Annotated in this window: 1 protein-coding gene; it reads left to right on the forward strand. The window is 42.7% G+C overall.

The window, feature by feature from the left end; translation table 11 throughout:
• Positions 1 to 186 precede the first annotated feature (186 nt).
• The coding region (locus tag SST62_RS1000000112605; protein ID WP_029186602.1) for a YSIRK-type signal peptide-containing protein at positions 187 to 9,401 on the forward strand (9,215 nt) is incomplete at its 3' end.

The following is a 9,401-nucleotide window of genomic DNA, read 5'->3' on the forward strand; positions in this document are numbered from 1 at the left end:
TAATTGTATTCACTTTACAATATAACTTGCAAAAGTTTTTCAATATCAGTATTAATCCTCCCCAAATGATTATTACAATAAAATTTTATAACGTTTCCATTACCTTTCGAGTTTTATAATGTATCTGTTGATTTCAATTGGTTGGTAATTTGTTTGATTTTGCTCACCACTTTTAGGAGGTAAACAATGCGAAAAGCAAAGAAAAAGTCATTTGACTGGTACGGGACGAGACAGCATTTCTCGATTCGTAAGTATCATTTTGGTGCTGCTAGTGTCTTGCTTGGTATGTCCTTGGTTCTTGGTGCTGGAGCACAAGTAGCTAAAGCCGAGGAAGCTGTTGCTTCACCAACAGCAACTACATCTTCATCTACGGATGCACCAACTGAAACTGCTGCAACAAAGACAGCTACTGAGGAAACTCAAGGTCGTATTGCGACAATCAACTATATCGTTTCTTACGTAACAGAAGACGGTGTAGCTCGTAAAGCAGATTTGAGAGCGACTTCTGTAGAAACTTTCGAGCAAGTGGCTAAGTCAACTGTATCAGTAGATTCTCAAATCCCAGAGGGATATGAGTTAGCTGCAGGTCAAGAAGCAAGTGTGACTCTTGAGGTCACAGAAGGCGGAGCAAATGTTGTAACCTTCAAAGTGGTTAAAAAAGCTGAAGTGAAAACTGAAGAAACCACAGCTACAAATACAGCGCCATCAACAGAAAGCAAGAAAACAGAGATTTCTGCTTCAACAGAGAACAAAGCAACTAATGAAAAAGCAGCAAGCGGAGCTACTGCAACAACGCCAACAGTGCCTACAACAGCCTCTGAGGCAAAAAAAGTTTTAGAGCAAGTCGTATCTGAAGCAACTGTTTTGGCGGAAGAAGCAGAACGCCAAACACTTATCTCACAAGAAGATAATACAGCGGTTAAACAAGCTACTCTTGCGACAAAAGAATCTGTTAAAGTAGCAACTGTAGTCTTCAATAATGCCCTTGCGACAATTGAGGAAGTTAATACTCAAATCACAGCTGTTCGTACAAATGTTGAAGCCCTTGCCTTGGAATTGCGTAAGTTCTTAGGAACAGATACCTTGTTTGTTGCTCTTTCACCAACAGATAGCATGGATATTAACAACGCAGCCAATCCAGTACGTGCGACTCAGACAATCGAGAAGCTTTGGAATAATGGAGAGACATTCCGTCCTACTGGTAACTACCAAATTTCTGTTGCTACAACAGGTACAACAGATTTCACCAGTGCAAAAGCAGCGAGCTACGCTTCTGTAAATAATGACACAATCAAAAATCAATACAAGTCACAATTGGAAGAGATCGGTTTGATTGTTAAGTCTTTCCAAGCCGGCGAAAACTTAACAAGGATTACGGCGATGGATAAAAACGGTGGTCGTGTCGACTATCCATTGACTTATGAGCAAAACAAGGCGCTTGAGGCAGAAGCCCTTCTTTGGAACAACCTGCCTGATGCCCAACGTATCAAACCTTCTGGGGCATCATTTACAGCTAAAAATGCTGTCCATGGTGCTGGCGGTGCTTATGAGTTTCTAGCATTTGAGCTTTATGGCTATGTGTATGAGCAGATTAAAGACCAAGTCTATATTCCAAAAATATCAGAGCGTTTTGAGTTGACGGATGCAGCAAAGCAAGCTGGTTGGTCAATTGTAGCAGTGAGCCCAGAAAACCTACCTTCTGGTTTGGTTTACTTGCCTGACCTTGACTCTGTCGAGGGTGTCATTTCTGCACCATCAGACATTGAGAACGGTGTAAACGATATGCGTGGTAACGTCTTTATTTCAAATGGTACCATTACAGTTCGTGCACGTCTTGCCAGCTTGCAGGTTGGTTGGATTGGTTTCAAGGATACCACTGCTCCAGAAATCATCCTTGATGGTTCGGTATCATATCATGTAACTGGGGACACTATTAATAAATCGATTGAGTATAAGGATGCGACTAACGATACTCTAACTGCTAAAGCAAATGGACCAGTTTCAAATACCTCTACAAATGCAAACAGTGGTTATGACTATTTCTTTACGGCTTCCGATGGCACAACGCGCCAGGCTCGTGGTAACCGCCGTACAGCATTGACAGGGGTTGCTGGATTGAACTCAAACGGTTCTTCTACAGCTGCGACTGACTCAACGATTCCAGGTGCGACTTACTCTTCAAAAACAGGTGCTATTTCTGGTACTGCAACTGAGGCAGGTGTCTACACTGTTACAGTTTATGCCAAAGACTTTGACGTGAACAATGTCAATAACCCTGGTTATGTTACATCTCCACAGGAAGTACATTCATCTATTACACTTGTTGTTGCACCTAAGTCTGAAGTGAAAAACATTGAGACCTACTCAACAGCGGTTCCTGTAACCATTGCTAAGGGTGCAACTAGTGCTAAGATGATTATGCCGGATGGTACAACAACTCTCTTGGAAGTCAATACAGCAGGTAACTGGGTAGTGGCTACTGGCGGTACCAATACAGCTGCTGTAGCAGGTACAGTTCTTGGTGCAGTCGGTTCTGAAATCAATATTCCAGTAACTTCTGATAATTCAGCTAAGGCTGGTGTAGACAATATCACTATTGAGGCAACAACGGAGCGTGTTAAAGCTACCCTCATGCGTGAAAAAGTGACTGTTAAAGACCACTTGGGCAATAGCTACACAGCGACTCTTAATAAAAAGACAGGTCACTGGGAATTGCCGGCTGAGTCTGCTAAGGTTACAAACGGAAATGATGTGACAGAGCGTCAGATTTGGACTCAGACAAACCTTGATGGTTCAGAAGTATTTGCCGTGTATGAGTTCACTCGTACCTATACCAACGGTGAGGTAACAGCCGTTAAGGATGTTTACCGCACAGAGACAGCTTATGCAAATGAGTCTACTTCGACAGACCATCAAGCAATGTTTGTGCACGTTTCTTATGATCCAGTGACTAAGGTATGGACATCATCAGACGGTACAGCTGTTACAGCAGTTAAGGGTAGCAATAGCTGGGCAGTAGAAACTGCTTCAGGTTTCGTTGGAACAGTCCATGCGATCATTGGTACAACCACAGATGTCGGATCTATCGAAAACTCTAAGCCTACTGCGACATCAACCAGCTACGTATCTACTAAGGGTACAGTTGTTGATTTGGTAAATGCTGCTCAAGCAGGCGTAGCTATCTCTGATCCAGAAGATACTCTACGCAACAAGGTAACTAGTATTACAAAAGTTAAGGTAACTTCACCAACAGGTGTTGTGACTGAGTTCAACACAGTAGCAGATGCAAAAGCATACACTGCTGCAAATGGTTATACCTTGACTGAGGTTGGTACTTACAAGATTGATATTGATGTTATCGACAGCAACGGTAACTATGTAGATGCTGTTATCGGTGGTCTTGCTTCAGGTACTGATGCTGGTCCAAACACATCTGTCGCAACAACAACTTACTACATCACTGTTTATGAGTTGAAAGGTACAGATGTAACATCAGCAGCGGCTGCAGGCGTAGCTCAAACAGGTACACCAACCTTTGCACTTGTTAATGACACAACAAACACACCAAACGTTCCAGCTCCAACCTTTACTGGTTACACTCTTGTCGGTGCGGATGCATCAGGTGCAGTAACAGTAGCGGGCGAAGGTACATATACAATCAACGCTCAAACAGGTGCGGTTACCTTCACTCCAGTGGATGGCTTCGTTGGAACAGCAAAAGGTGTAACTGTTCAAGCAACAGCTACAGTTGTAGATCCACAAACATCTACGACAGCAACAGTTCAAGCGACAGCTAAGTACACACCAACTGTTTATGACTTGACACCTACAAATGCTACTTCAACAGATGTTCAAGGTGCAACTCAAACAGGCAAACCAACCTTTGTTTCAGCAAACAGCCCAGCTAACACGACAGATGGTGAGCAAGTTGTAACCATTACAGGTTATGCTTTGGAAGGTGCAGATGCGGAAGGTAAAGTGGTTGTTGATGGTGTAGGTACTTACACGATTGATACTGCTACAGGTGAAGTAACCTTCAAACCAGTTGCAAGCTATACAGGAACAGCAGCAGGCGTGACAGTTGTAGCAACTGGTACAGCTAAAGATGCCAACGGTCAAACTGTTACAGTAACAGATAAAGGCACTTACATCCCAACAGTAACACCAACTGCAATCACAGCTGACGATCAAGTATCAGCAGGTGCACAAGGTGAAAAACAATCAGAAGTTATCACTTCTAAATTGTCTGCAACTAATCCAAACGCTTCAGCAATTAGCTATGCATTTGAAGATGGTACAACGACTAAGACTGTTGCAGGTGAGGGTACTTATACTCTTAACCCAACAACTGGCTTGATTGAATTTACACCAGAAGCAGACTTTGTTGGAACAGCAACTCCTGTAACAGTAGTCGCTAAATCAACAATCACTGCAGCAGATGGTACAACAGCTGTTATTACAGATCCAGCAACCTACACACCAACTGTTTACGGTATCAAGGGTACAGATGCGACATCTAAAGATGTTCAAGGTGCAACCCAAACAGGTACACCAACCTTTGCTTCATTGAACACTGGTACAAACACAACTCTCGGTGAAACAACTGTAACGATCCCAACAACTGGTGCATATACTTTTGCAGATGGTTCATTGACTAAGCCAGTTGCTGGAGAAGGTACTTACACTGTCAACCCTGATATAGGTGAAGTAACCTTTGTTCCAGTAGCAAGCTTCACTGGCAAAGCTACAGGTATTGATGTTAAAGTAACAGGTACAGCTATTGATTCAGAAGGTAACCCAGTAACTGTTACGGAAACAGCTAAGTACACACCAGAAGTAACACCAACTACAATTACAGCAGATGATAAGACATCTACAGGTCTTCAAGGTGCAAGTCAAACTGAGACAATCACTTCTACAGTAAGCACTAATCCAAATGCTTCAGTTCCAACTTATGCATTGAAAGGTGCAGATGCGACAGGTAAAGTAGTTGTTGATGGTCAAGGTACCTACACTATTGATGCTACTACAGGTGCGGTAACATTCACACCAGTGGCAAGCTTCACAGGTACAGCTACCCCAGTAACTGTTGTTGCCTCAGCTACGATCACATCAGCGGACCAAACGACTGCTACGATCACAGATGAAGCTACTTACACACCAACTGTAGAACCAACTAAGATTGCAGCAGATGATCAAGTATCGGCAGGTGCGAAAGGTGAAAAACAAACAGATACGATTAAAGTAACTGTTAGCACAAATCCAAAAGCTTCAGCTCCAACATTTGCCTTTGAAGACGGTTCATTGACTAAGACAGTTGCAGGTGAAGGTTCTTACACTATTGATGCCAATACTGGTGCAGTAAGCTTCACACCAGAAGCAGAATTTATTGGTACAGCAACTCCTGTAACAGTAGTCGCTAAATCAACACTTACTGCTGCAGATGGTTCAACTGTTGAGCTTTCAGACACAGCAACTTACACACCAACTGTTTACGGTATCACTTCAAACCCTTCAACTTCTGTTGACATCCAAGGTAAAGCACAAAACTCACCAGCTGGTTCAGAAGTGTTCAAGTCACTTAATGACCCAACAAACACAACGAACGGCTACCATTCAGTTGTTATCCCAGAAAAAGGTGCTTACACTCTTGAAGATGGCACATTGACTAAGACAGTTGAAAACGAAGGTACTTACACAATCAACCCTGATACAGGTGTGGTGACCTTCCAACCACTTGTAACATTTACAGGTAAGGCTTCTGGCGTTACGATCAAAGTAACTGCTCAAGCTGTTGATTCAGAAGGTAACACGATCACTGTTACAGATACAGATACCTACACACCAGAGGTAACTCCAGTTACAACATCATCTAAGGATGCGGTATCAGAAAATGTTCAAGGTGTGACACAAACAGGAACACCAACCTACGAAATCTCACCAGAAGCGAACATTACTGCTAAGACTTATGCTCTTGAAGATGGTAGCCTTGAAAAAGTTGTACCAAATGAAGGAACATATACAGTAAATCCAACAACAGGTGAAGTAACCTTCAAACCAGTTGCAAGCTTTACAGGTACAGGTACAGGTGTAGCAGTTGTTCAAACAGCTACATTGACAGCTGATGATGGCTCAACGACTGAGATTAAGACATCTGCAACTTACACACCAGAAGTAACACCAACAACTCTTGAAGCGACAGATGCAGTTTCTGCAGCAGTACAAGGTGCAACTCAAAATGAAACAATTACTTCTAAGTTGTCTGAAAATCCAAATGCTTCAGCAGTAACGTATGCCTTTGAAGATGGAACTACAAGTAAGACTGTTGCAGGTGAAGGTTCTTATACTCTTGATCCAGCTACTGGTGCAGTGACCTTTACTCCAGAAGCAAGCTTTGTAGGTACAGCAACTCCTGTAACTGTTGTTGCCTCAGCTACTATCACAGCAGAAGATGGCACAACACAAGCGATTACAGATACAGCGACTTACACACCAACTGTTTATGGTTTGACATCTGTACCAAGCACTACTGAAGACATTCAAGGTAAGACGCAAACATCACCAGCAGGTTCAGAAGTGTTCAAGTCATTGAACGATCCTACGAACACAAGCTTGGGTTACCAATCAGTTGTGATCCCTTCAACAGGTGCTTATACTCTTGAAGATGGCACATTGACTAAGACAGTTGAAAACGAAGGTACTTACACAATCAATCCTGACACAGGTGTTGTAACATTCGTACCAGTTGCAAGCTTCACAGGTACAGGTACAGGCGTAACAATCAAGGTAACTGCTCAGGCTGTTGATTCAGAAGGAAATACAGTTACTGTTACAGATACGGATACATACACACCAACTGTTCTTCCAGTAGAAACGACATCTAAAGATGCAACTTCAGAAGATATCCAAGGTAAGACTCAAACAGGTACACCAACTTATGAGAACACACCAGGTGCAAATATCACTAAGAAGACTTATGCATTTGAAGATGGTGAAACGACTAAGACAATTGATGGTGAAGGTACTTACACTGTAGATCCAACAACAGGTGAAGTAACCTTTGTACCAGAAAAAGACTTCACAGGTGAAGGTACAGGCGTAACAGTTGTTCAAACAGCTACATTGACTTCTGATGATAGTTCTACAACAACGATTACAACTAATGCTAAGTACACACCAACAGTAACCCCAGTTACTCCAACAGCTACACCGGCTGAAACAGAAGACATCCAAGGTAAGCCACAAACAACTGATGCGAAGACTCTCTTCACACCAGGTCACGAGGAAGTTCCAGTTGACAATTCAACGATTACCTTGTTGAACGATAAAGGTGAAGCAGTAACTACCGTTCCTGCAACTAAGGATGGTAAGGAAGTTGGTACTTACACGATCGATGAGAATGGCGTGATCACCTTTACACCAAACTCAGACTTCGTAGGTACAGCAGATCCAGTTAAAGTTCAAGCTAAGGATACAAACGGTACAGTTGCTGAAACAACTTACACACCAACAGTAACTCCAGTTACACCAACAGCTACACCAGCTGAAACAACAGACATCCAAGGTAAGACTCAGTCAGGTACTCCAGTCTTCACTCCAGGTCATGATGAAGTACCAATGGATGATACAGTTCCAGCTACTTTCGAAGATGGCACAACTGAAAAAGTTATTCCAGGTGAAGGTACCTACACAGTTGCTCAAGACGGTACAGTAACCTTTGTACCAGAGAAAGACTTTACAGGTACAGGTACGGGTGTCACTGTTAAACGTGTTGATAAGAACGGTACACCAGTAACAGCTAAGTACACACCAAACGTAACACCAGTAATCCCAGAGGGTACTCCTGTAAATACAGTAGGTCTTCAAGGTAAGACTCAAGAAGGAACACCAGTCTTTACCCCAGGTCATGACGAAGTTCCGATCGATGAGACAGTACCAGCAACATTTGAAGATGGTACAACCGAAAAAGTTGTTCCAGGTGAAGGTACATATACTGTAACTCCTGAAGGTAAAGTAACCTTTGTACCAGAGAAAGACTTTGTCGGAACAGGTACAGGTGTCACTGTTAAACGTGTAGATAAGAATGGTACAGAAGTAACAGCTAAGTACACACCAACAGTAGTAGAAGCTACACCAGAATCTGAAGGCGTAACATCAATCAATGTTCAAGGTGCTACTCAAACAGGTACACCAACATTCACAGGTGGTTCTGTAGATGTTAACGGTGACGGCAAGATTACAGAAGACGAAACAGTTCCAGTAACCATCTCTGCTACAAATCCAGCTAAGTTGGTTGTAGATGGTAAGTCAGTTGATGAAACAACAATTGATGCTAAGGACAAAGATGGCAATGTTATCGGTACTTACATAATTGACCCAGCAACAGGTACTGTAACCTTCACACCAAACAAAGACTTTGTCGGAACAGCAGCTCCAGCGACTGTTCAAGCAACAGATGAAAACGGTAAGACAGTTACTGCAACCTACACACCAACAGTTATTCCAGTAACCCCAACAGGTACTCCAGCTGTATCTACTGACGTCCAAGGTAAGACACAGACTGGCACACCAACCTTCACAGGCGGCACAACTGTTGTCAACAACGAAACTGTAACAGTTCCGATTGATGAAACAGTCCCAGCTACATTTGAAGATGGCTCAACTGAAAAAGTTGTTCCAGGCGAGGGTACATATACTGTAACTCCTGAAGGTAAAGTAACCTTTGTACCAGAGAAAGACTTTGTTGGTACAGCTAAGGGCGTAACGGTTAAACGTGTTGATAAGAACGGTACACCAGCAACCGCTACTTACACACCAACTGTAACTCCGGTAACTCCGACAGGTACTCCAGCAGAATCTAAGGACTACCGTGGTAAGACACAAACAGGTAAACCAGTCTTCACACCAGGTCATGACGAAGTTCCAATGGATGACACAGTTCCAGCTACTTTCGAAGATGGTACAACTGAAAAAGTTGTTCCAGGCGAAGGTACATACACAGTTGCTCCAGACGGTACAGTAACCTTTGTACCAGAGAAAGACTTTGTAGGTGTAGCTAAGGGTGTAACGGTTAAACGTGTTGATAAGAATGGTACACCAGCGACCGCAACTTACACACCAACTGTTATCGATAATACAACATCTTATGTAGATGAAAATGGTACACCATTGAAACCTACAGAAGACGGTATTAAAGATCCTTCTCAAATCCCAGGATATGTTTACGAGAAATCAACTACTGATGGTGATGGCAATGTGACACACGTTTACAAACAAGTTGTTACTAAGTATGTAGACAAGTCAGGTAATGAAATCTCACCAGAAGACAAGGGTACAAAACCAAACAAAGATATTGACGGTTATGTATTCACTGGTAAGACAACTGTCGACGAAAACGGAAA

The sequence above is a fragment of the Streptococcus suis YS56 genome (assembly GCF_000440115.1).
In the GTDB taxonomy this organism is placed as follows: domain Bacteria; phylum Bacillota; class Bacilli; order Lactobacillales; family Streptococcaceae; genus Streptococcus; species Streptococcus suis_L.